At 57.7% G+C, this 20,840-nt stretch carries 19 protein-coding genes; 9 read left to right on the forward strand and 10 right to left on the reverse strand.

The window, feature by feature from the left end:
* Positions 1 to 55 precede the first annotated feature (55 nt).
* From aceE to ampD, 3 genes are all read right to left on the reverse strand, one after another.
* Positions 56 to 2,716, reverse strand: coding sequence for a pyruvate dehydrogenase (acetyl-transferring), homodimeric type (gene aceE, locus AAHA39_RS12540; RefSeq protein WP_043851592.1), 2,661 nt, complete (start codon positions 2,714 to 2,716; stop codon positions 56 to 58).
* Between the two features lie 79 nt (positions 2,717 to 2,795).
* A complete protein-coding gene (gene pdhR, locus AAHA39_RS12545; RefSeq protein WP_033115373.1) occupies positions 2,796 to 3,560 on the reverse strand; it encodes a pyruvate dehydrogenase complex transcriptional repressor PdhR in 765 nt (254 codons plus the stop codon).
* A gap of 278 nt (positions 3,561 to 3,838) precedes the next feature.
* The gene (ampD, locus tag AAHA39_RS12550; RefSeq protein ID WP_320655500.1) at positions 3,839 to 4,408 is read right to left on the reverse strand and encodes a 1,6-anhydro-N-acetylmuramyl-L-alanine amidase AmpD; all 570 of its coding nucleotides are present in this window, start codon (positions 4,406 to 4,408) and stop codon (positions 3,839 to 3,841) included.
* Positions 4,409 to 4,531: 123 nt separating this feature from the next.
* On the opposite strand from ampD, the gene AAHA39_RS12555 reads away from it, so the two are divergent.
* The 9 genes from AAHA39_RS12555 (at position 4,532) to yacG (ending at position 12,195) form a co-directional block, all read left to right on the forward strand.
* Positions 4,532 to 5,002 carry a retropepsin-like aspartic protease family protein gene (locus AAHA39_RS12555; RefSeq protein WP_033115375.1) on the forward strand — a complete coding sequence of 157 codons (471 nt, stop codon included), beginning with the start codon at positions 4,532 to 4,534 and terminating at the stop codon, positions 5,000 to 5,002.
* 3 nt (positions 5,003 to 5,005) lie between these two features.
* A complete protein-coding gene (gene nadC, locus AAHA39_RS12560) occupies positions 5,006 to 5,863 on the forward strand; it encodes a carboxylating nicotinate-nucleotide diphosphorylase (protein WP_320655503.1) in 858 nt (285 codons plus the stop codon).
* Positions 5,864 to 6,186: 323 nt separating this feature from the next.
* Positions 6,187 to 6,567, forward strand: a complete 381-nt coding sequence (locus tag AAHA39_RS12565; RefSeq protein ID WP_203131836.1) for a pilin — start codon at positions 6,187 to 6,189, stop codon at positions 6,565 to 6,567.
* Between the two features lie 3 nt (positions 6,568 to 6,570).
* Positions 6,571 to 8,277 carry a PilB family type IVa pilus assembly ATPase TapB gene (gene tapB, locus AAHA39_RS12570; RefSeq protein ID WP_320655507.1) on the forward strand — a complete coding sequence of 569 codons (1,707 nt, stop codon included), beginning with the start codon at positions 6,571 to 6,573 and terminating at the stop codon, positions 8,275 to 8,277.
* 145 nt (positions 8,278 to 8,422) lie between these two features.
* Positions 8,423 to 9,664, forward strand: coding sequence for a type II secretion system F family protein (locus tag AAHA39_RS12575; protein WP_320655509.1), 1,242 nt, complete (start codon positions 8,423 to 8,425; stop codon positions 9,662 to 9,664).
* Positions 9,665 to 9,725: 61 nt separating this feature from the next.
* Complete coding sequence (locus AAHA39_RS12580) at positions 9,726 to 10,598, forward strand: prepilin peptidase (RefSeq protein WP_320655511.1); 873 nt, start codon at positions 9,726 to 9,728, stop codon at positions 10,596 to 10,598.
* 17 nt (positions 10,599 to 10,615) lie between these two features.
* Complete coding sequence (coaE, locus tag AAHA39_RS12585; protein ID WP_320655513.1) at positions 10,616 to 11,224, forward strand: dephospho-CoA kinase; 609 nt, start codon at positions 10,616 to 10,618, stop codon at positions 11,222 to 11,224.
* Positions 11,225 to 11,268: 44 nt separating this feature from the next.
* The gene (gene zapD, locus AAHA39_RS12590) at positions 11,269 to 11,991 is read left to right on the forward strand and encodes a cell division protein ZapD (RefSeq protein WP_071913402.1); all 723 of its coding nucleotides are present in this window, start codon (positions 11,269 to 11,271) and stop codon (positions 11,989 to 11,991) included.
* Positions 11,992 to 12,000: 9 nt separating this feature from the next.
* Positions 12,001 to 12,195, forward strand: a complete 195-nt coding sequence (yacG, locus tag AAHA39_RS12595; protein WP_320655517.1) for a DNA gyrase inhibitor YacG — start codon at positions 12,001 to 12,003, stop codon at positions 12,193 to 12,195.
* Between the two features lie 72 nt (positions 12,196 to 12,267).
* Here yacG and mutT read toward each other — a convergent pair whose 3' ends face one another.
* The 7 genes from mutT to AAHA39_RS12630 all read right to left on the reverse strand — a co-directional run bounded on the left by mutT (position 12,268) and on the right by AAHA39_RS12630 (position 20,779).
* Positions 12,268 to 12,672, reverse strand: coding sequence for an 8-oxo-dGTP diphosphatase MutT (mutT, locus tag AAHA39_RS12600; protein WP_320655518.1), 405 nt, complete (start codon positions 12,670 to 12,672; stop codon positions 12,268 to 12,270).
* A gap of 74 nt (positions 12,673 to 12,746) precedes the next feature.
* On the reverse strand, positions 12,747 to 15,467 hold the full coding sequence (gene secA, locus AAHA39_RS12605) for a preprotein translocase subunit SecA (protein WP_071913397.1): 2,721 nt from the start codon (positions 15,465 to 15,467) through the stop codon (positions 12,747 to 12,749).
* 59 nt (positions 15,468 to 15,526) lie between these two features.
* Positions 15,527 to 16,432: a peptidoglycan DD-metalloendopeptidase family protein gene (locus tag AAHA39_RS12610; RefSeq protein WP_320655521.1), complete on the reverse strand. Its 906-nt coding sequence runs from the start codon at positions 16,430 to 16,432 to the stop codon at positions 15,527 to 15,529.
* A 140-nt stretch (positions 16,433 to 16,572) separates the two neighbouring features.
* A complete protein-coding gene (gene lpxC, locus AAHA39_RS12615) occupies positions 16,573 to 17,496 on the reverse strand; it encodes a UDP-3-O-acyl-N-acetylglucosamine deacetylase (protein ID WP_005336146.1) in 924 nt (307 codons plus the stop codon).
* A gap of 99 nt (positions 17,497 to 17,595) precedes the next feature.
* The gene (gene ftsZ / locus AAHA39_RS12620) at positions 17,596 to 18,747 is read right to left on the reverse strand and encodes a cell division protein FtsZ (RefSeq protein ID WP_005336147.1); all 1,152 of its coding nucleotides are present in this window, start codon (positions 18,745 to 18,747) and stop codon (positions 17,596 to 17,598) included.
* Positions 18,748 to 18,786: 39 nt separating this feature from the next.
* Positions 18,787 to 20,046 (reverse strand): cell division protein FtsA, encoded by a 1,260-nt coding sequence (gene ftsA, locus AAHA39_RS12625; RefSeq protein ID WP_005336148.1) that lies wholly within the window; start codon positions 20,044 to 20,046, stop codon positions 18,787 to 18,789.
* A complete protein-coding gene (locus tag AAHA39_RS12630; RefSeq protein ID WP_033115385.1) occupies positions 20,027 to 20,779 on the reverse strand; it encodes a cell division protein FtsQ/DivIB in 753 nt (250 codons plus the stop codon). The genes ftsA and AAHA39_RS12630 overlap by 20 nt, the downstream gene beginning before the upstream one ends.
* Positions 20,780 to 20,840 lie beyond the last annotated feature (61 nt).

The following is a 20,840-nucleotide window of genomic DNA, read 5'->3' on the forward strand; positions in this document are numbered from 1 at the left end:
ACCGTTTTAAACCCTGACAAGGTCGCGCCGCATGTTGGCGCGACCCTTGATCCACTTACGCGTACAGCGGGTTGATCTTGTCGGCATCGATGCCGTACTTGGCGATAGCATCGGCCACAACCTGCTTGTCGATCTCGCCGCGCTTGGCCAGCTCGGTCAGGGCAGCAACCACCACGTAGAACTCGTTCACTTCGAAGTGACGACGCAGGTTGGCGCGGCTGTCGGAACGGCCGTAACCGTCGGTACCCAGCACGCGGTAGTTCTCGGTCGGAACGAAGGCGCGAACCTGATCGGCGAAGGACTTCATGTAGTCGGTCGCAGCGATGGTGGCTTCGGAACCCAGCACCTGAGCGATGTACGGTACACGAGCGTCGGCGGTCGGGTGCAGCATGTTCCAGCGATCCGCGTCCTGACCGTCACGAGCCAGCTCGTTGAAGGAGGTAACGCTGAACACGTCGGAGCCCACGCCATATTCGCTTGCCAGGATCTGGGCAGCAGTGCGCACGTGACCCAGGATGGAACCACAACCCAGCAGCTGCACTTTCGCCTTGGCACCGGCGACGGATTCCAGCTTGTAGATACCCTTGCGGATGCCTTCCTCGGCGCCTTCCGGCATGGCCGGCATGGCGTAGTTCTCGTTCAGGGTGGTGATGTAGTAGAACACGTTCTCCGGGTTCTCACCGTACATGCGGCGCAGGCCGTCCTGTACGATCACCGCCACTTCATAGGCGTAGGACGGGTCGTAGGAGATGCAGTTCGGGATGGTGCCGGCCAGGATGTGACTGTGACCATCTTCGTGCTGCAGACCTTCGCCGTTCAGGGTAGTACGACCGGAAGTTGCACCCAGCAGGAAACCACGGGCTTGCTGGTCACCGGCTGCCCACGCCATGTCGCCGATCCGCTGGAAGCCGAACATGGAGTAGTAGATGTAGAACGGGATCATCGGGCAGTCGTTGGTGCTGTAAGAGGTCGCAGCAGCCAGCCAGGAGGACATGGCGCCCAGCTCGTTGATACCGTCTTGCAGAACCTGACCCTGCTTGTCTTCCTTGTAGTAGGAGACGATGTCGCGGTCTTGCGGGGTGTACTGCTGACCGTGCGGGCTGTAGATACCGATCTGGCGGAACAGACCTTCCATACCGAAGGTACGGGCTTCGTCAGCCAGGATCGGAACGATGCGCTTGCCGATGGACTTGTCTTTCAGCATCACGTTCAGGGAACGCACGAACGCCATGGTGGTGGAGATTTCGCGCGCCTGTTCACCCAGCAGCGGAGCGAAGGCATCCAGCGCCGGGATTTCCAGCTTGTCGGTGCTCTCGCGCAGACGGGTCGGCAGGTAGCCTTTCAGGGCCGCACGACGAGCGTGCAGGTATTTGTGCTCTTCGCTGCCCGCTTCGATCTTCAGGTAAGGCAGGTCGGCCAGCTGCTCGTCGGCCACCGGCAGGTTGAAGCGGTCACGCAGGTGACGCACGGAGTCCAGCTCCATCTTCTTGACCTGGTGAGCGATGTTCTTGCCTTCGGCCGCTTCGCCCATGCCGTAACCCTTGATGGTCTTGGCCAGGATAACAGTCGGCTTGCCCTTGGTCTGGGTCGCCTTGTTGAATGCAGCGAACAGTTTGCGAGGATCGTGACCACCGCGGTTCAGGGCGAAGATCTCCTCGTCGGTCATGTCTTTGACCAGCGCGGCAGTTTCCGGGTAACGGTTGAAGAAGTTCTCGCGGATGTAGGCACCGTCGCGGGACTTCATGGTCTGGTAGTCACCGTCCACAGTCTCGTTCATCAGCTGGATCAGCTTGCCAGAGGTATCCTTGCGCAGCAGCTCATCCCACTTGCGACCCCAGATAACCTTGGTCACGTCCCAGCCAGCGCCGGCGAACAGGCCTTCCAGCTCGTTGATAACCTTGCCGTTACCAACAACCGGGCCATCCAGACGCTGCAGGTTGCAGTTGACCACGAACACCAGGTTGTCGAGCTTTTCACGCACGGCAACAGTCAGAGCACCTTTGGCTTCCGGCTCGTCCATCTCGCCGTCCCCCAGGAAGGCGTAAACGGTCTGCTCGGAGCAATCCTTGATGCCACGGTCGGTCAGATACTTCAGGAAGCGAGCCTGATAGATGGCGGCGATGGGGCCCAGACCCATGGATACGGTCGGGAACTGCCAGAAGTCCGGCATCAGTTTCGGGTGCGGGTAGGAAGGGATACCCTTGCCATCCACTTCCTGACGGAAGTTGTCCAGCTGCTCTTCGGTCAGACGACCTTCGGCGAAGGCACGGGCATAGATACCCGGGGAGATGTGACCCTGGAAGTAAACCAGGTCACCACCATCCTTCTCGTTGCGAGCACGGAAGAAGTGGTTGAAGCAGACATCATAGATGGTCGCAGAAGAAGCGAAGGAAGACATGTGACCGCCCAGGTCCAGGTCTTTCTTGGAGGCGCGCAGCACGATCATCATGGCGTTCCAGCGGATGATGGCGCGAATGCGGCGCTCCATCTCCAGGTCGCCCGGGTAGTCCGGCTCTTCGCTGGACGGGATGGTGTTGATGTAATCGCGGTTTGCCTTGGCAGCCACGTCCACACCGCTTGCGCGGGCTTTCTCGGCCAACTGTTCAAGGATGAACTGAGCGCGTTGGGGACCCTCTTCACGCAGCAGGGATTCCAGAGAGGCAAGCCACTCCAGCGTTTCTATCGGGTCCACATCGTTCTTCAGGATATCAGACATGGCTGGTTCCTATTTTGTTGTGATTGCACGGCATTGCACGGCGAAGGGCGCAAGCATTCGACAATAAAGCCTTGTGGGATTAGTTTTCCTGCTGACGGATCCGACGCATGGATCGCTGGATCCGGCTGTCTTCCCTCTGCATATCCAACAAGGTGTCCTCGATAAAGGCCAGATGCTCATGACAAGCTGTTCTGGCCCGCTCCGGAGCCCCCGACAGGATGGCTTCGATCAGATTCGCACGATGGCGTCGGATCTTGGCTACCACTCCCGGGCGGCGATTCAAAATCTCGTTATTTCTCAGAATGTTCTGCTCAAGCATCGGGCTCATGGCCCGCAGCAAATGCAGCAGCACCACGTTGTGGGACGCCTCGGCCACCGCCAGATAGAACTGGGTAACGGCTGCCGATTCAGCCACCAGCGAACCTAACTGGCCCGCCTCTTCGATGGTGGTCTGCACCTGACGAATGCGTTCGAAATCAGCACCGGTACCCCGCAACGCAGCATAGTAGGCGCAGATGCCTTCCAGTGCGTGACGAAACTCCAGCAGGTCATACTGGGCTTCCGGGTGAGTGCTGAGCAGTTCGAACAGAGGATCGGCGATCCCCTTGCTCAGGGCATTCTGCACATAAGTGCCACCGCCCTGACGGCGATAGAGCAACCCGCGAGCTTCAAGTCGCTGGATGGCTTCGCGCAGGGATGGGCGCGATACCTGAAACTGGATGGCGAGTTCGCGTTCGGGAGGCAATTTCTGCCCCGGCTGCAAACTTCCTTCCAGAATCATCTGTTCCAGCTCGGCGACAATGGAGTCGGCCAACTTGGGTTGCGTAATCTTGCGATAGGGCATGAGGCTACTTTGTTAAATTGGTATTACCAATTTCATGAATGGGGCGAAAATTAGCAGAGGCCTTGTCAAAAGTCCACTCAAAAGATGATCTGAATCAAGAATCACCACCACCCAATAAGAGGTAAAGCGGGGTAAACATGATTTGGCTCATAGAAATTGGTCTTACCAATATTCTTGAGCAAGCTCACAAATAACATTTGTGCAACCACAAACAAAAATGGCCTGCCATAGAGGCAAGCCATTGATTTTAAAACCCAAACTAAATTTGAATATTTACTTTAACTATTGAGCATCTCGCGGAAGCGTGACCACTGAAAACTCGCACCCGGATCCGTTTTACGCCCAGGTGCGATATCGCAATGGCCGACAATTTTTTCCATGGTGACCGCCGGGTAACGGGCGGAGATGGCTCGGGTGAGCCCCGCCAGTGCGAAATATTGCGCATCTGTATAGGGGGTTTCGTCCGTCCCCTCCAGCTCGATGCCGATGGAGAAATCATTGCACGCCTCCCTCCCCTGCCAACTCGATACCCCGGCGTGCCAGGCGCGCGCGCCAAACGGCACATACTGCACCAGCTCGCCATCGCGGCGGATCAGGCAGTGGGCCGAGACCCGCAGCTGATGGATACCGGCAAAATAGGGGTGAGCCTCGGGATCAAGGCGTCCCATAAAGAGATCGTCGATAAAGGGGCCGCCAAACTCCCCCGGCGGCAGGCTGATGCCATGCACCACCAGCAGGGAGATATCTTCCGGCGCTGCCCGCTCATTGTGGTGGGGAGAAGGAGCCCGGCGAGCCTGCTGGCACCAGCCGGCATCATCGATGGAAAAAATAGGGTCAGAATGAGTCATCGGCTACTCGATACGAGTTGAACAGAAAAGCGCGATCCGGGCAGGCATCTCGTCACCAAGCCGCTGAATCAGTGGAAAATTGTGTGTTAGGCTGAGTCATCTTCCGCTCGCAATGGATGGGATATGCAGCACACGGCACGCTGGATGTGGTTACTGGCCTGGCTCTCTCTGATGGGTCTGCTGACCCTCTATTTTCACTCCCGCAGCCAACCCAGCGTCACCGCCAGCGGCGAACTGTTGCTGCAAGCCGACCAGAGCGGCCACTATCGTCTGGAGGGTGCCATCAACGGCCACCCGGTGCAACTGCTGCTCGATACCGGCGCCACTCGTGTCACCATCCCACAGCAGGTTGCCAAGCGGCTGGGTCTGACAGCCCGCGGCAGCAGCCAGGTCAACACGGCTGCGGGTCAGATCCGGGTCGGCAACGGTACCATCGAAACGCTGGCGATGGGACCATTGACCTTGTACGATTTGGCCATCTTTATCAATCCGGCGGCTGAGGGCGACGAGGTGCTGGTTGGCATGAACGCCCTGGGCCGGCTGGAGCTGGTTCAAAAAGAGCGGCAACTGCTGCTCAGACCCTTGCAGGAATAAGGCATGTTTCAACAGGATGTCAGCCGCGCCGTTCGCGCCGCACTACTCGAAGATCTGGGCGATGCCCTCACCGCATTGGACCAACCGGACGCCAGCGCCGATATCACGGCCCAGCTGATCCCGGCCGACCGGATGGCCAGTGCCCGGGTAATCACCCGTGAGGCTGGTGTATTCTGCGGCCAGCCATGGGTTGACGAGGTGTTCGTACAACTCGGCGGCGAGGTAAAGGTGGAGTGGAAGGTGCAGGATGGCGAGGTGCTCTCCCCCAATCAGGAGCTGTTCCGCCTCCACGGCCCAGCCCGCTTGCTGCTGACCGGCGAGCGCAATGCGCTCAACTTCGTCCAGACCCTCTCCGGCGTTGCCACTCTCACCGCTCGCTATGTGGCTGAACTGGAGGAGACCGACTGCCGGCTGCTCGACACCCGCAAGACTATCCCGGGCCTGCGCACGGCCCAGAAGTACGCCGTCACCTGTGGCGGCGGCAAGAACCACCGCATCGGCCTCTACGACGCCTATCTCATCAAAGAGAATCATATCCTTGCCTGCGGCGGCATTGCCGAAGCGATTAATGAGGCTCGTCATCTCAATCCGGGCAAACCGGTAGAGGTAGAGGTCGAATCGCTGGCCGAGCTGGAGCAGGCGCTGGCAGCAAACGCAGATATCGTGATGCTGGACAACTTCGATGTTGCCATGATGCGTGAGGCAGTCGGCATCAATCAGGGACGGGCCAAGCTGGAAGTATCCGGTAATGTCACCCTCGATACCCTGGCCGAATTTGCCGCCACCGGCGTCGATTTTATCTCTGTGGGAGCCCTGACCAAGCATGTGCGGGCGCTCGATCTCTCGATGCGCTTTATCTGATAGGAAGATGCATGTAACTCCCTCGTAAAACGGGAAGATAGATAACAGATCATGGACTTGCAAAAGGCGCCTCAGGCGCCTTTTCTTTATGGCAGGAACCCTCAGCATAAGGAGTGTGATGGCGGGCCCTTTACAACCAGCAAAAAGAGTCGATAGAAGCTGCTTGCTATATGATTTTCATCATGTTTTTAGCAGATGATAGAAAAGTGGTTAACAAAGGCAGCGATCTCTGTTGCCACCCTTGATAGCTCGGATAAGATACTGACGTGTGGATGATTTTCCATCGGCACTTCCCAGGAACCAAGGACAAAAGGATATTTGAAATGAAGAAACAATCAGGCTTTACCCTTATCGAACTGATGATCGTAGTCGCGATCGTTGCAATTCTCGCCGCCATCGCACTGCCGGCATATCAAAACTACGTCAAGAAGGCTAAAGGAACAGAGCTAAGCTCCTCTATGTCCTCATTAAAAACTACATTAGAAGTTTGTGCTGCAGCACAAAACTTTACCACCTGTACGCCCCCCACTTTTACAGCCACTCAGTACGTTGCGAGTGTTTCAGCCACAACCTTTACTTCCGCTGCAGCCACCATTACGGCTACAGGTACCGGGGACCTTAGTGGAGAAAGTTGCGTGCTAAACGGCACAATTACTAATGGACAAATAAAATGGTCCGCAGTATCCGGTGCTGTTTGTCAGTAATCTATGACTTCTAGCCCCAATAGCGGCCTGGCGTTAAGCCTGGCCGCCTCTTCACTGATAAGTGAGGAGGACTCCCAGCGCTATCTGAGCCAGGCCAAGGCCCAGCGTAAACCGTTTGTAACCTTCCTGATCGAGAACGAGATCCTTGAGAGCAAGGCTCTCGCCGATTTTTGCGAACTGGAGTATGGGGTACCTCTGCTGGATCTTGCCGCCTTCGATTTGGCCGAGATCCCGCAGAAGTACCTCAATCAAAAGCTGATTGAAAAACACCATGTACTGCCTATCTACACTCAGGGGCATACCCTCTATATCGCCATGTCTGACCCGACCAATGTGTCGGCACTGGAAGACTTCGGCTTCAGCTTTGGCCTGCATACCGAAGCGCTGCTGGTCGAGGAGAACAAACTCACTGCGGCAATAGGAAAATTGCTGGAAAGTGAGAACGATGCTCTCGGAATGGAGGATATCGATGAATCTGAAATTTCCGACCTCGAAGTATCCGATGAGAGCAGCAGGCTCGATGAGAGCGTCAACACCGCTGATGATGATGCTCCCATCGTCAAATACATCAACAAAATCATGATGGATGCCATCAAGCGCGGCGCCTCTGACCTGCACTTTGAACCCTACGAGCAGAAATATCGCATTCGCTTTCGCATCGATGGCATACTGCATGAAGTGGCCACCCCGCCAGTCAATCTGGCCAACCGTTTCTCTGCACGCCTAAAAGTAATGGCGCGCCTCGATATCGCCGAACGGCGGCTGCCGCAGGATGGCCGTATCAAGCTGAAGCTGTCGCGCAACAAGTCGATGGATATGCGGGTCAATACCCTGCCCACCATGTGGGGAGAGAAAATTGTTATCCGTCTGCTCGACTCATCAGCTGCCCGCCTCAATATCGAGCAGCTCGGCTTTGATGACCGGCAAAAAGCGCAATATCTTCGTGCACTTTCGAAACCTCAAGGCATGATCTTGGTCACCGGCCCGACCGGCTCGGGCAAAACAGTCTCGCTCTATACCGGCCTCAATATTCTCAACACTACCGAGGTGAACATCTCCACCGCCGAAGATCCTGTGGAGATCAACTTGCCCGGCGTCAATCAGGTGCAGGTCAACCCCAAGGCTGGGCTGACCTTTGCCAGCGCACTGCGATCCTTCTTGCGGCAAGACCCGGATGTGGTGATGGTGGGGGAGATCCGCGATCTCGAAACCGCCGAAATCGCCATCAAGGCCGCCCAGACCGGTCACCTGGTGCTCTCCACCTTGCACACCAACTCCGCCGCCGAAACCCTCACCCGGATGATGAACATGGGGGTGCCAGCCTTTAATATCGCCTCCTCGGTGACCCTGATCATGGCCCAGCGGCTGGCACGCAAACTGTGTGACCACTGCAAGGCTCCCGAAATAGTGCCGGAAGCAGAATTACTGGAGCTGGGCTTCACTCAGCAGCAACTGGCGGCGGGGCTGCGACTGTTCAAACCGGTCGGCTGCAAGGAGTGCTCTGGTGGGTACAAGGGGCGGGTCGGTATCTACGAGATCATGCTGATGTCGGAAAACATCGCAAAGCTGATCATGCAGGGGGCCAACTCGCTACAAATAGCGGCTATAGCCCATAAAGAGGGGATGCGAACCTTGCGTATGTCAGGATTGGAAAAGGCTCGCCTTGGCGTCACCAGTCTGGCAGAGGTCAACCGGGTGACGACAAATTGATTGCTCATCCCGATAGCAGGCATCAGAGTGCATAAACACGGGTAAAAGATATTGACCGGGTAGCTGTCAGCCGCTGAGGCAAGGCATCAAATCCGACGGTTCAGGGGTTATCCTCTTCCCTTCAGTCCATTTGCAGGATGCATCGATGGCAACGCTGACCAAGAAAACCAATGCCCCGAAAAAAGTCTTCGCCTTTCGCTGGCAAGGGGTAAACCGCAAAGGACAAAAAGTCTCTGGCGAGCTTCAAGCAGAGAACATAGCCACAGTGAAGGCCGAGCTGCGCAAGCAGGGCGTCAATGTCACCAAGGTTGCCAAGAAGAGTCAGGGGCTCTTCTCCAAGGGCGGCGCCAAGATCAAACCGATGGATATTGCCATCGTATCGCGCCAGATCACTACCATGCTCTCCGCCGGCGTTCCTCTGGTACAAAGCCTGCAAATCATCGCCCGCAGCCACGAAAAAGCATCCATGCGCGAACTGATGGGAGAAATAGCCGCTGATGTAGAAACCGGCACCCCCATGTCGGAAGCGCTGCGCCGTCATCCTCTCTATTTCGATGACCTCTATTGCGATCTGGTGGAAGCTGGCGAGCAGTCCGGCGCACTGGAAACCATCTATGACCGCATCGCCACCTATCGGGAAAAATCGGAAGCTCTCAAGTCGAAGATCAAGAAGGCGATGTTCTACCCAACCATGGTTATCCTGGTTGCGATTGTCGTTACCTCCATCCTGTTGCTGTTCGTCATCCCGCAATTCGAAGATATCTTCAAAAGCTTCGGTGCCGAGCTGCCTGCATTTACGCAGTTTGTTATCGGCATCTCCCGCTTTATGCAGAACTGGTGGTACGTTTTCTTCGGCGGAATCGCGCTGGCCATCTTTCTCTATGTCCGTGCCTGGCGAGCCTCCCAGAAGGTAAAAGACAATACCGACAAGTTTGTGCTCACTATTCCGGTAGTCGGGATGATCCTGCACAAAGCCGCCATGGCCCGTTTTGCCCGCACCCTTTCGACCACCTTCTCGGCCGGTATCCCTCTGGTAGATGCGCTTATTTCAGCTGCTGGAGCCTCGGGTAACTATGTCTATCGCACCGCCGTGATGGCCATTCGCAACGAGGTGGTAGCCGGCATGCAGATCAACGTGGCGATGAGGACCGTCGATCTTTTCCCCGACATGGTGATCCAGATGGTGATGATCGGCGAGGAGTCCGGCGCCATCGATGATATGCTCTCCAAGGTCGCCACCATCTTCGAACAGGAGGTGGATGATCTGGTCGATGGCCTCACCAGCCTGCTGGAACCCCTCATCATGGTGGTGCTCGGGGTGCTGGTCGGCGGTATGGTTATCGCTATGTACCTGCCCATCTTCAAGCTTGGCGACGTGGTAGGCTGATTTATCAGGGCATGGCACCACAACCATGCCCTCCCCCTCATTTGATGACTGACGGTTGGTTATGACACTTCTTCTCGAGCTGGCTCACGGATTGCCCTGGCTCTACTTCTCGCTGGTTTTTATCTTCTCCCTGATGATCGGCAGCTTTCTCAACGTGGTGATCCATCGGTTGCCTATCATGTTGGAACGAGAATGGCAGGCTGAATATCGAGGCTACTTCACCCCCGATGAAGAGCAATCAACCGAACCGCGCTACAACCTGATGGTGCCGCGCTCGGCATGCCCCCATTGCGGCCATGCCATCACAGTACTGGAAAATATCCCGCTGTTGAGCTGGCTCTGGCTCAAGGGGCGCTGTGGTGAGTGCCAAGCCCCTATTTCGGCCCGCTATCCGCTGGTTGAACTGCTGACAGCACTGCTCTCGGTGGCCGTAGCCATGGTGATCTCACCGGGTTGGGGCACCCTTGCAGCCCTGCTGCTGACTTGGGTATTGGTGGCCCTCACCTTTATCGATCTCGACAAGATGTTGCTGCCAGACCAGCTGACCCTGCCGTTGCTGTGGGGCGGTTTGCTGTTCAACCTGATCGGTGGTTTTGCACCGCTTGCTGATGCTGTGATCGGCGCCATGGCAGGCTATCTGGTGCTCTGGAGCCTCTACTGGGCTTTCAAACTGCTGACCGGCAAGGAAGGGATGGGCTATGGCGACTTCAAGTTGCTGGCGGCACTGGGGGCCTGGCTCGGCTGGCAGGCACTGCCGATCATCCTGCTGCTCTCATCTTTGGTTGGTGCCATCATCGGCATCTCGCTCATTGCCCTGCGCAAACACCATCAGGGTAACCCCATCCCCTTTGGTCCCTACCTCGCCATCGCGGGCTGGATTGCGCTGCTATGGGGCGATACCATCACCCGCTGGTATCTCACCACCATCCTCTGAAACAGGCGCTCTGACTCATGTATGTAGTTGCAATAACCGGCGGCATCGGCAGCGGCAAGACGACAATTGCCAACCAGTTTGCCAAGCTGGGTATCGACGTCGTGGATGCCGATGTGATTGCCCGCGAGGTCGTTGAGCCCGGCACCCCGGCTCTCGCTGCCATCGCCGACCACTTTGGCCCTGATGTCATTACCCCCGACGGTCAGCTGGATCGCCGTCGCCTGCGCGAACAGGTCTTCAGTAACCCATCAGCCAAAGCATGGCTCAATGCCCTGCTCCACCCACTCATTCGCAGCGAGATGCAGCGCCAGTGTGCCGCAGCCCGCTCCCCCTACTGTCTGCTGGTCGTGCCGCTACTGGTGGAAAACAAGCTCACCGGTCTGGCCAATAGGGTACTGGTAGTCGATGTGGACGAGGCGACCCAAATCGAGCGCACCTGCCGCCGGGATGGCGTTACCGCCGAACAGGCCAAGGCCATTATCGCGGCACAGGCGAGCCGGTCGGAGCGCCTGGCAGCGGCAGATGATGTCATCGAGAACGCCAATGGCAGCGAAATGGCGATAAAAGCGCGGATTTTAACGCTGCACGAAACATATCTGGCATTTGCCTCTCAACAAGCTGGTTAACAGTGAGTACACTAGGCCGGATTTATGGCTGGCTAGGATTAGGCATGATTTACGATTTCCCCCTCAATGAAAAAAGCCGGACCTATCTTCGTCTGGAATCCCTGTTTTCCCAGATCCGCGACAATCTGGAGAACGACCAGCCCTGGGCTCATATCGCCTTCTTCAAAGGGTTGTTCGATCTGCAGGAGTTGCTGGAGCGTGGTGACCTGCGTGCCGACCTGATCAAGGATCTCGAGCGTCTCGGCCAGCGCCTGAGCCACTGGGCCAGCCTGCCCGACGTCGATCTGGAGCAGATCAAGCAGATGCAGCACGAGAGCAGTCAGCTCTCCCGCAGCCTGCTCAACTCCCCGCGTCCCGGCGCGCGCCTGAAAGAGGATCGCCTGCTCGGCTCAATCCGTCAGCGCTTCTCCATCCCGGGTGGCCTGTGTGCCTTCGACGTACCGCAGTTGCACCACTGGCTCGGTACGCCAGCCATTACCCGCCATCAGCAAATGCAGCTGTGGCTTAGCGACATCACCCTGCTGATGAATGCCATCACCCTGTTGCTGCGCCTGTGGCGCGAATCAGGCAGTTTCAGCGAGCAGGTAGCAACCAATGGTTTCTTTCAGGACACCGCCGAGAGCGCCGAGCTTATCCGCATCAAGCTGCCGGGCAACCTCTGCTGCTACCCCACCCTGAGCGGCCACAAGAACCGCTTTGCACTGCGCTTCCTGCCAACCGGCGAGCAGCAAATTGGCGATGTGCCGTTTCAGCTCGCCTGCTGCTAAGGAGTGCTTATGGTCACCAAGGTAAAGTGCCCGACCTGCCAGAGCGAAGTGGAATGGGGCCCGCAGAGCCCGTTTCGCCCCTTCTGCAGCAAGCGCTGCCAGCTGATCGATCTCGGCGAGTGGGCAGATGAGGAGAAGCGGATCCCCGGGGAACTCAACCCTGACCTGCTGCCAGAGCCGGAAGAGGGTGACCAGTGGCTATAAGCCAGAGGTCGTTCGATTCTGCAAAGTAAAAAGGGCCATACGGCCCTTTTTTCATAGCTGGATAACGGCAGGTTATGCTTGAGCCGCCTGCAGGCGCGCCACAATCGGACCGTTGGCATCGGGGAAGTGGTAGTTGTGCAGTTCGGCGACCGGCACCCACAAACACTCCTGACCCTCTTTGCCAAAGGGTTCACCGCTGAAACGGGTCACTTTCCAGATATCGAGCAGTACCTGCTTCTCCGGGTAGTCGTGATGCAGCTCCATGAAGGGGGCACAATCCTGCACCCGGATCCCGATCTCTTCCCACAGCTCCCGATCCAGCGCTGTCAGCAGATCCTCACCGGACTCCACCTTGCCGCCGGGAAACTCCCAGCGATCGCCCTGATGACGGTTGGAAGAGCGCTTGGCAATGAAGATATCACCCCGTTCGTTCTCGATGACGCCAACGGCCACCCAGATCCGTTTTTTCTGTTCCATCAATAACCTCTGTTCGCTTGTTGCCACCAATAACAAGGCGGGCACTGGGCCCGCCTTTTATGGCATCGGGTCGATCAGGTCAACTGACCGTGGCAATGCTTGTACTTCTTGCCGGAGCCGCACGGGCAGGGATCGTTGCGGCCGATCTTCTGCTCGTCACGCACGAAGGTGGTGTGACCCTCGGCAGCACTTTCCTCTTCGTCCGCCAGCTGGTTCTCGGCAGCCGCGTGGGTGTAGGTACGGGGGGCAGACTCGGCCTGCTGGCGCTGCTGCTCTTCCATCGCCTCTACATCGCGCTCCTGCACCTGAACCCGGCTCAGGATGCTGACCACGTCGCGCTTGAGGGTTTCCAGCATCTGGGTGAACAAATCGAAGGACTCGCGCTTGTACTCCTGCTTGGGGTTCTTCTGGGCGTAGCCGCGCAGATGGATGCCCTGACGCAGGTGATCCATGGCTGCCAGATGCTCTTTCCAGAGGCCATCCAGAGTCTGCAGCATTACCGCTTTCTCGAAGTTGCGCAGCACCTCTTTGCCGACCAGCTCCTCCTTGTGGGCATAGAGCTTGGTGGCTTCGTCCAGAATGCGCTCGCGCAGCTTCTCTTCGTACAGCTTGTCATCTTCCGCCAGCCACTGCTGCAGCGGCAGGTCGAGGGCGAAGTCGGACTTCAGGCGAGCTTCCAGACCCGGCACATCCCACATCTCCTCCAGAGACTGGGGCGGAATGTACTCATCGATGATGGCGCCATAAACGTCATCGCGGATAACGTGAATGGTCTCGGAGATGTCGTTGGTGTCCAGCAGCTCGTTGCGCTGCTCGTAAACCACCTTGCGCTGGTCGTTGGCAACATCATCAAACTCCAGCAGGCTCTTGCGGATGTCGAAGTTGCGACCTTCCACCTTGCGCTGGGCGTTTTCGATCGCCTTGGTCACCCACGGGTGCTCGATGGCCTCACCCTCTTCCATGCCCAGCTTCTTCATCATGCCGGTCACGCGATCGGAGGCGAAGATCCGCATCAGGGTATCTTCCATGGAGAGATAGAAACGGGAGGAGCCCGGGTCACCCTGACGACCGGAACGACCGCGCAGCTGGTTGTCGATACGACGGGACTCGTGACGCTCGGTACCTATGATATGCAGACCGCCGGCAGCCAGCACCGCATCGTGACGCACCTGCCATGCCGCTTTCAGCTCGGCAACCTGTGCCTCGGTCGGATTCTCCAGCTTGGCGATCTCCGCCTGCCAGTTACCGCCCAGCACTATGTCGGTACCGCGACCCGCCATGTTGGTGGCGATGGTGACCGCGCCAGTCTGGCCAGCCTGGGCGACGATCTCCGCTTCCATGGCGTGGAACTTGGCGTTCAGCACTTGGTGCGGGATCTTCTCCTTGTTGAGAATGCCGGAGAGCAGCTCGGAGTTTTCGATGGAAACGGTACCTACTAGTACTGGCTGGCCACGCTCCACGCACTCGCGAATGTCCTTGACGATGGCGGCATACTTCTCGTTGGCGGTCAGGTAGACCAGATCGCCCATGTCTTTGCGCACCATCGGCTTGTTGGTCGGGATAACCACGGTATCCAGGCCATAAATCTGCTGGAATTCAAAAGCTTCGGTATCAGCAGTACCGGTCATGCCCGCCAGCTTGTTATAGAGACGGAAGTAGTTCTGGAAGGTGATGGAAGCCAGAGTCTGGTTCTCGTTCTGGATCTTGACCCCTTCCTTCGCCTCGACCGCCTGATGCAGACCATCAGACCAGCGACGGCCCGGCATGGTACGGCCGGTATGCTCGTCGACGATGACGATCTCGTCCTTCTGCACGATGTAGTCGACGTTGCGCTCAAACAGGGTATGGGCGCGCAGACCGGCGTTGACATGGTGCAGCAGGCTGATGTTGGTGGCGGAGAACAGAGAGTCGTTCTCATCGAGCAGCCCCTCTTTCTTGAGCAGCTCTTCCACGAAGATCTGGCCGTTTTCGGTCAGCAGCGCCTGACGGTTCTTCTCGTCTACCGTGTAGTGACCGTCGCCGGTGTACTCCTCGGTATCTTCCTTGTCCTGCTTGACCAGCAGCGGGATCAGCTTGTTGACGCGAATATAGAGCTCGGAGCTGTCTTCCGCCGGGCCGGAGATGATGAGCGGGGTACGGGCTTCGTCGATGAGCACCGAGTCCACCTCATCCACCAGCGCGTAGTTGAGCGGACGCTGGACGCGCTGCTCGGGCGAGAACGCCATGTTGTCGCGCAGGTAGTCGAAACCGAATTCGTTGTTGGTACCGTAGGTGATATCGGCCGCATAGGCGTCACGCTTCTGGGATGCATCCATGCCCGGCACGTTGCACGCAACGGTCATGCCGAGGAAAGAGAACAGCGGGCGGTTTGCCTCGGCGTCACGCTTGGCCAGATAGTCGTTCACGGTCACGACGTGGACGCCGCGGCCGCTCAAGGCATTCAGGTAAGCCGGCAGGGTCGCGGTCAGGGTCTTACCCTCACCGGTCTTCATTTCCGCGATGCGGTTGGAGTTCAACACCATGCCGCCGATCAGCTGCACGTCGAAGTGACGCATGCCAAATACCCGCTTGGAGGCTTCGCGCACAGTGGCGAACGCTTCCGGCAGCAGCTGCTCCAGGGTCTCGCCCTGCTCCAGACGCTGACGGTACTCGGCCGTCTTGGCCTGCAGCTCGGCATCCGAGAGAGCCTCGAACTGCGGCTCCATGGCATTGATCTGTTTTACAATTTTGCGCAAAGCCTTGAGCGTTCTGTCGTTCCGGCTGCCGATAATCTTGGTGAGCAGTGTGCTAATCATGGGTACCAACTATTTCTGGTTATATAAAGCGTTCCGTCACTGGAACCTGAAGAAAAAACCTAACCCCGGCTGGCACTGAGAAAGCGTGCGGGGTTTACCTGACGACCATCTTTCAACACTTCGTAATGCAAATGGACCCCGGTCGCGCGACCGGTGCGTCCCATCAAGGCAATCTTCTGCCCCTGATCAACCAGGGTGCCCACCTCGACCAGCAACTTGGAGTTGTGGGCATAGCGGGTGACCAGACCATTGCCGTGATTAATCTCCACCATGTTGCCAAATTCCGGATGACGGCCGGCCCAGCTGACAATGCCAGGCCCTGTGGCCAGAATGGGGGTCCCGGGTTTGCCACGGTAATCCACCCCTTTGTGCATCTTGGCACGCCCGTTGAACGGATCGACCCGTCCGCCAAAGCCGGACGAGACCCAGACTCGCTCCTGCTTGATCGGCGTGCCGGAAATAAAACCGGCATCGGTGATATGGTGATTCATGATGAAAGATTCAAGTACCGACAGCTGCTCTTCACGACTGCTGAGCTGTTGGCTGAGATGTTTCATGGAGGCTTGCAGCTCATTCAGGCTCACTTCCAGATCTTCATCGTAAGATGGGCCGCCCATCGGAGGCAGCTCTTTGAAATTGAACTCTTCGGGATCGAGATCGGCCTGCTCGGTCAGCCGTTCGCCAAGGGCATTCAGGCGGCCAAGCTGGCCCTGCATGGTGCCCACCTGGGCTGCCAGCATCGCCAGCTGCTCGCGGGCCTCATCGCCACTCTGGTCTACGGAACGCTGTTCGGCCATGGCCAGCGCCACTTCAAGCGCATCCATCTTCTGCTGCCAGCTCTGCCAGAGCCAGCCGCAACCAAGGGCCAACAGGGAGAAAACAATACCGCCGACCCATGCCAGACGTTGTTTTGGTAAGTGCAACCTGCGTCGCTGCTTGCCGTGGAGGATCAGGGTAATGCTCATAGAAATCAGTCTGCTCGGTCAGGTGCGGCCATGGGCCTGCACGGGAAATAAAACCGGGAGATAGTCGGTATTAAAGGATGGAGTAAACAAATGACGGAACGTCGGTGCGGAGAGGGGACCGACGTTCCGTTGCACAGCTATCAGGCCAGAACCAGACCGTTATCGTAGTAAGCGATAGGCGCTTTGTCGCCCTCACCCTCGAAGGTCACCAGTTCCCAAGCCTCCTGCTCGGCCAGCAAGGCACGCAGCAGTTTGTTGTTCAGGGCATGCCCTGTCTTGTAAGCGCGGAACTCACCGATAATGCTGCGGTTGCACATATAGAGGTCACCGATTGCGTCCAGCATCTTGTGCTTGACGAACTCGTCCTCGTAACGCAGACCATCTTCGTTCAGTACCCGGTAGTCATCCAGTACCACGGCGTTTTCCAGGCTTCCGCCCAGCGCCAGATTCTGGGAACGCAGGTACTCGATATCACGCATGAACCCGAAAGTACGGGCGCGGCTGATCTCTTTCACGAAGGAGGCACCGGAGAAATCCAGCACACAACGCTGGTTGCGCCCTTCAAAGACCGGATGCTGGAAATCGATCTCGAGATCCATTTTGAAGCCGTTGCGATAGGGGTGGAATTCTGCCCACTTGTCGCCATCTTCAACCCGGATGCTCTTCTTGATCCGCACAAACTGCTTGGCAGCATTTTGCTCACGGATCCCGACTTCCTGCAGCAGGTAGATAAAGGGATGCGCACTGCCGTCCATTACCGGGATCTCGGGCGCGTCAACCTCGACGTAGAGGTTGTCGATCCCCATCCCGGCCAACGCGGCGGAGAGGTGCTCAATGGTAGAGACACGCACGCCGGCTTCGTTGACCAGAGCGGTACAGAGCACGGTATCACGCACCTGATCGGCATTGGCTGGCAGCTCCACCACAGGATTCAGGTCGGTACGCAAGTAAACGATCCCTGTATTCACAGGAGCCGGACGGAATGTCATGGTGACTTTCCGGCCCGAATGCAGGCCGACGCCAGTCGCCTGAACACTCGTTTTCAAGGTTCTTTGTCTAATCATGGGTGTACCCTAAACAGCTTAAAATCCGGACCAGATGGTCGTTGGCAGGCCATCTTAGCACATTCCTTAAGCAACAGACAAACACGCCTCATAAGAGACTTAGTCTGCCTGCTTGCGCAGGAACGCCGGAATATCCAGATAATCCGGTTCACGACGGGCTTGCGGCTCGGCGTTAACCACCTTGGCCGGGGCTTCGTCCATCACGCGGCCCTGCATCATGTCGCTGACCAGCGGCTGACGTACCGGGCGCTCTTGCACCTGGCTGCTCTTGACCAGAGTGATGTCCGGCTTGCGCTCGGCACCGATACCGGTAGCAACCACTGTCACGCGCAGTTCGTCGTGCATTTCCGGATCGATTACGGTACCCACTACTACAGTGGCGTTCTCGGAAGCAAAGGCCTTGACCGCATTACCCACGGTTTCGAACTCTTCGATGGTCATGTCCATGCCGGCAGTGATGTTAACCAGGATGCCGCGGGCACCGGCCAGATCTACGTCTTCCAGCAGCGGGCTGGAGATAGCCTTCTCGGCAGCTTCTTCGGCACGGTCATCACCGGAAGCGGAACCGGTACCCATCATGGCGGTACCCATTTCGCGCATAACGGTACGCACGTCAGCGAAGTCGACGTTGATCAGGCCCGGACGGGTGATCAGCTCGGCAATGCCCTGTACCGCGCCAAGCAGCACATCGTTGGCCGCCTTGAAGGCGTCCAGCAGGGAGATGCCACGACCCAGCACCTTCAACAACTTGTCGTTGGGGATGGTGATCAGGGAGTCGACGTTCTTGGAGAGCTCTTCGATACCGTGCGCAGCGAAGCCCATCCGCTTCTTCCCTTCGAAGGAGAACGGCTTGGTGACCACAGCAACGGTCAGGATGCCCATCTCGCGGGCCACTTCGGCCACGATCGGCGCAGCACCGGTACCAGTACCACCGCCCATACCGGCAGCGATGAACACCATGTCGGAGCCGGTCAGCAGCTCACGCAGCGCTTCGCGATCTTCCATGGCCGCATCACGACCCACTTCCGGGTTGGCGCCAGCACCCAGACCTTTGGTGATGCCACCACCGATCTGCAGAGTGGTGTTGGCACTGGAGTTGCGCAGTGCCTGAGCGTCGGTGTTGACGGTAATGAACTCGACACCTTCGATATTTTGACGAACCATGTGTTCGACAGCGTTGCCGCCGCCGCCACCTACACCGATCACTTTAATGACGGCTTCGTCAGTGTGGCTATCCATAAATTCAAACATGTTGTCTCTCCGCTTTATTTGCCTGACTCAGCAAAATTCTTAAAACTCGCCACGCAGCCAGTTGCTGACCCGTTTGACCAGACCACCGACGCTTGCCTTGGCGGCATATTCTTTGTTGCTACCTGTTGCCTGATGTGTACGGCCGTACTGCAGCAACCCGACCGCAGTCGAGTACACCGGCGCCTGCACATAATCACTCAAGCCACGAATATTCATGGGCTCCCCTACCCGAACCTGGCTCTGGAAGATCTGCTCTGCACACTCCACAATGCCTTCGATCTGGGCAGCGCCGCCGGTCAAGACCACACCGGCTGCCAGCTGATGCTTGACCCCCTGCGCTTTCAATTCGCTTTGTACCCGCACCAGCTCATCATTCACCATGGAGAGCAACTCGGTGTAGCGGGGCTCGATTACTTCAGCCAGTGTCTGCCGCTGCAGGCTGCGCGCCGGGCGACCGCCGACACTGGGCACTTCAATATTGTCTTCCTTGCTGACCAGACGACCGAGGGCGCAGCCGTAGCGCACCTTGATCGCTTCTGCGTCGAGCGGCGGCGTGCCGAAGGCGTAGGCGATGTCGCTGGTTACAGTGCTGCCAGCGTACGGGATCACCTTGGTGTGGCGCAGGGCGCCGCCGGTAAACAGCGACATATCCATGGTGCCACCACCGATGTCTACCACGCAGACACCCAGCTCTTTCTCGTCTTCGGTCAGCACGGCATAGCTGGAGGCCAGCGCGGAGAAGATCAGCTGATCGACTCGCAGACCCACTTTCTCGACACACTTCTCGATGTTGCGAGCCATGTCGTTATGGCAGGTGATGAGATGCACCTTGGCCGCCATCCGTACACCAGAAAGACCAACCGGATTCTTGATCCCTTCCTGATAGTCGATGGCAAACTCCTGCGGCAGCACGTGCAGCACCCGCAGTTCATCCGAGAGGCGAACCGACTTCGCGGTGTGGATCACGTTGTCCACGTCTTCCTGAGTCACCTCTTCATCAGAGATGGGTACCATGCCGGTCTCGTTGCGGCAGTCGATATGCTTGCCGGACAAGCCGAGGTAAACCGAGCTGATCTGGCAATCCGCCATCATCTCGGCCTCTTCCACCGCACGGCGCAGTGACTTGACCACGGAGTCGAGGTCGTTGACCCCGCCCTTCTCCATCCCGCGGGAAGCGTGACTGCCCATACCGATGACGTTCAGTTCACCGTCCGGCAATACTTCACCGACCAGAACCGCCACTTTGGTTGTGCCGATATCCAGTCCGACAATCAAATTCCTATCTGCGGTGTTGGTCATGCACTTTCTCTTCGCTCTTCTTCCAGCCAACTGCCACTCCGGTATCGTATCGAAGATCCACGTACGCAACCTGCGCACGGGGTTCGATAGCCGGGAAGGCATCGATAAACCGCTGCAACCGGAGTGCTATGTCGTTGCGCCCCAGAAACAGCTTGATATTGCCATCCAGGGTCAGTTCCCAGGCATGGCGGGGGGTCAAATTCACCCCCAGCAACTTGTATCCCTTGGCAGCCAGTTGCGCTTCATACTGCCGACTCTCTTTCAACACCATGGCGGCCTGGTCATCCGGCCCCGACAACTGCAACAGCGGTGTCTTGACCCGATCCGGTGCACTGAACACCTTGCCTTTGGTGTTGACGAAGCGGTTGCCGTTCCAGCGCGCCGCCACGTCCTGTTCTGTCAGGTAGACCTTGATCTTGTTCGGCCACTTCTTGCGTACCGATACCGAGGCTACCCATGGCAAGGCATTAAGCCGTGCCTGCAATTCGTTAACATCCAACTCGAAGAAGTTGCGTGACTCTGCGCCATCCAGCACGGCCAGCCGCAGCTCTTCGGTTTCCAGATACTGGTGTTGCCCCTGCAGCAACAGCTCGCTCATGGGCAACCGGTTGGCATCCGTCAGCCAACCTTTAACATCCAGCGCAGTCCGGTAGCAGCCCCATATCACCAGCAGGAAAAACATCACGCCTGCGATGAAGCCGCCCTTGGTGCGCCCCTGTGCCCTTGCCTCCACCCGCTCGATCCCCGTGTAACGCGCTAAACCGGCCTTTTGACAGACCGGTTCGCCATTATAT

Origin of the sequence: Aeromonas sp. SE22, assembly GCF_038739755.1 — a bacterium.
GTDB classification, from domain to species: Bacteria; Pseudomonadota; Gammaproteobacteria; order Enterobacterales; family Aeromonadaceae; genus Aeromonas; species Aeromonas jandaei.

Coding starts and splice junctions, on each gene's coding strand:
- aceE (WP_043851592.1), bottom strand. CDS start 2,716: ATGTCTGATATCCTGAAGAACGATGTGGACCCGATAGAAACGCTGGAG.
- pdhR (WP_033115373.1), bottom strand. CDS start 3,560: ATGCCCTATCGCAAGATTACGCAACCCAAGTTGGCCGACTCCATTGTC.
- ampD (WP_320655500.1), bottom strand. CDS start 4,408: ATGACTCATTCTGACCCTATTTTTTCCATCGATGATGCCGGCTGGTGC.
- AAHA39_RS12555 (WP_033115375.1), top strand. CDS start 4,532: ATGCAGCACACGGCACGCTGGATGTGGTTACTGGCCTGGCTCTCTCTG.
- nadC (WP_320655503.1), top strand. CDS start 5,006: ATGTTTCAACAGGATGTCAGCCGCGCCGTTCGCGCCGCACTACTCGAA.
- AAHA39_RS12565 (WP_203131836.1), top strand. CDS start 6,187: ATGAAGAAACAATCAGGCTTTACCCTTATCGAACTGATGATCGTAGTC.
- tapB (WP_320655507.1), top strand. CDS start 6,571: ATGACTTCTAGCCCCAATAGCGGCCTGGCGTTAAGCCTGGCCGCCTCT.
- AAHA39_RS12575 (WP_320655509.1), top strand. CDS start 8,423: ATGGCAACGCTGACCAAGAAAACCAATGCCCCGAAAAAAGTCTTCGCC.
- AAHA39_RS12580 (WP_320655511.1), top strand. CDS start 9,726: ATGACACTTCTTCTCGAGCTGGCTCACGGATTGCCCTGGCTCTACTTC.
- coaE (WP_320655513.1), top strand. CDS start 10,616: ATGTATGTAGTTGCAATAACCGGCGGCATCGGCAGCGGCAAGACGACA.
- zapD (WP_071913402.1), top strand. CDS start 11,269: ATGATTTACGATTTCCCCCTCAATGAAAAAAGCCGGACCTATCTTCGT.
- yacG (WP_320655517.1), top strand. CDS start 12,001: ATGGTCACCAAGGTAAAGTGCCCGACCTGCCAGAGCGAAGTGGAATGG.
- mutT (WP_320655518.1), bottom strand. CDS start 12,672: ATGGAACAGAAAAAACGGATCTGGGTGGCCGTTGGCGTCATCGAGAAC.
- secA (WP_071913397.1), bottom strand. CDS start 15,467: ATGATTAGCACACTGCTCACCAAGATTATCGGCAGCCGGAACGACAGA.
- AAHA39_RS12610 (WP_320655521.1), bottom strand. CDS start 16,432: ATGAGCATTACCCTGATCCTCCACGGCAAGCAGCGACGCAGGTTGCAC.
- lpxC (WP_005336146.1), bottom strand. CDS start 17,496: ATGATTAGACAAAGAACCTTGAAAACGAGTGTTCAGGCGACTGGCGTC.
- ftsZ (WP_005336147.1), bottom strand. CDS start 18,747: ATGTTTGAATTTATGGATAGCCACACTGACGAAGCCGTCATTAAAGTG.
- ftsA (WP_005336148.1), bottom strand. CDS start 20,046: ATGACCAACACCGCAGATAGGAATTTGATTGTCGGACTGGATATCGGC.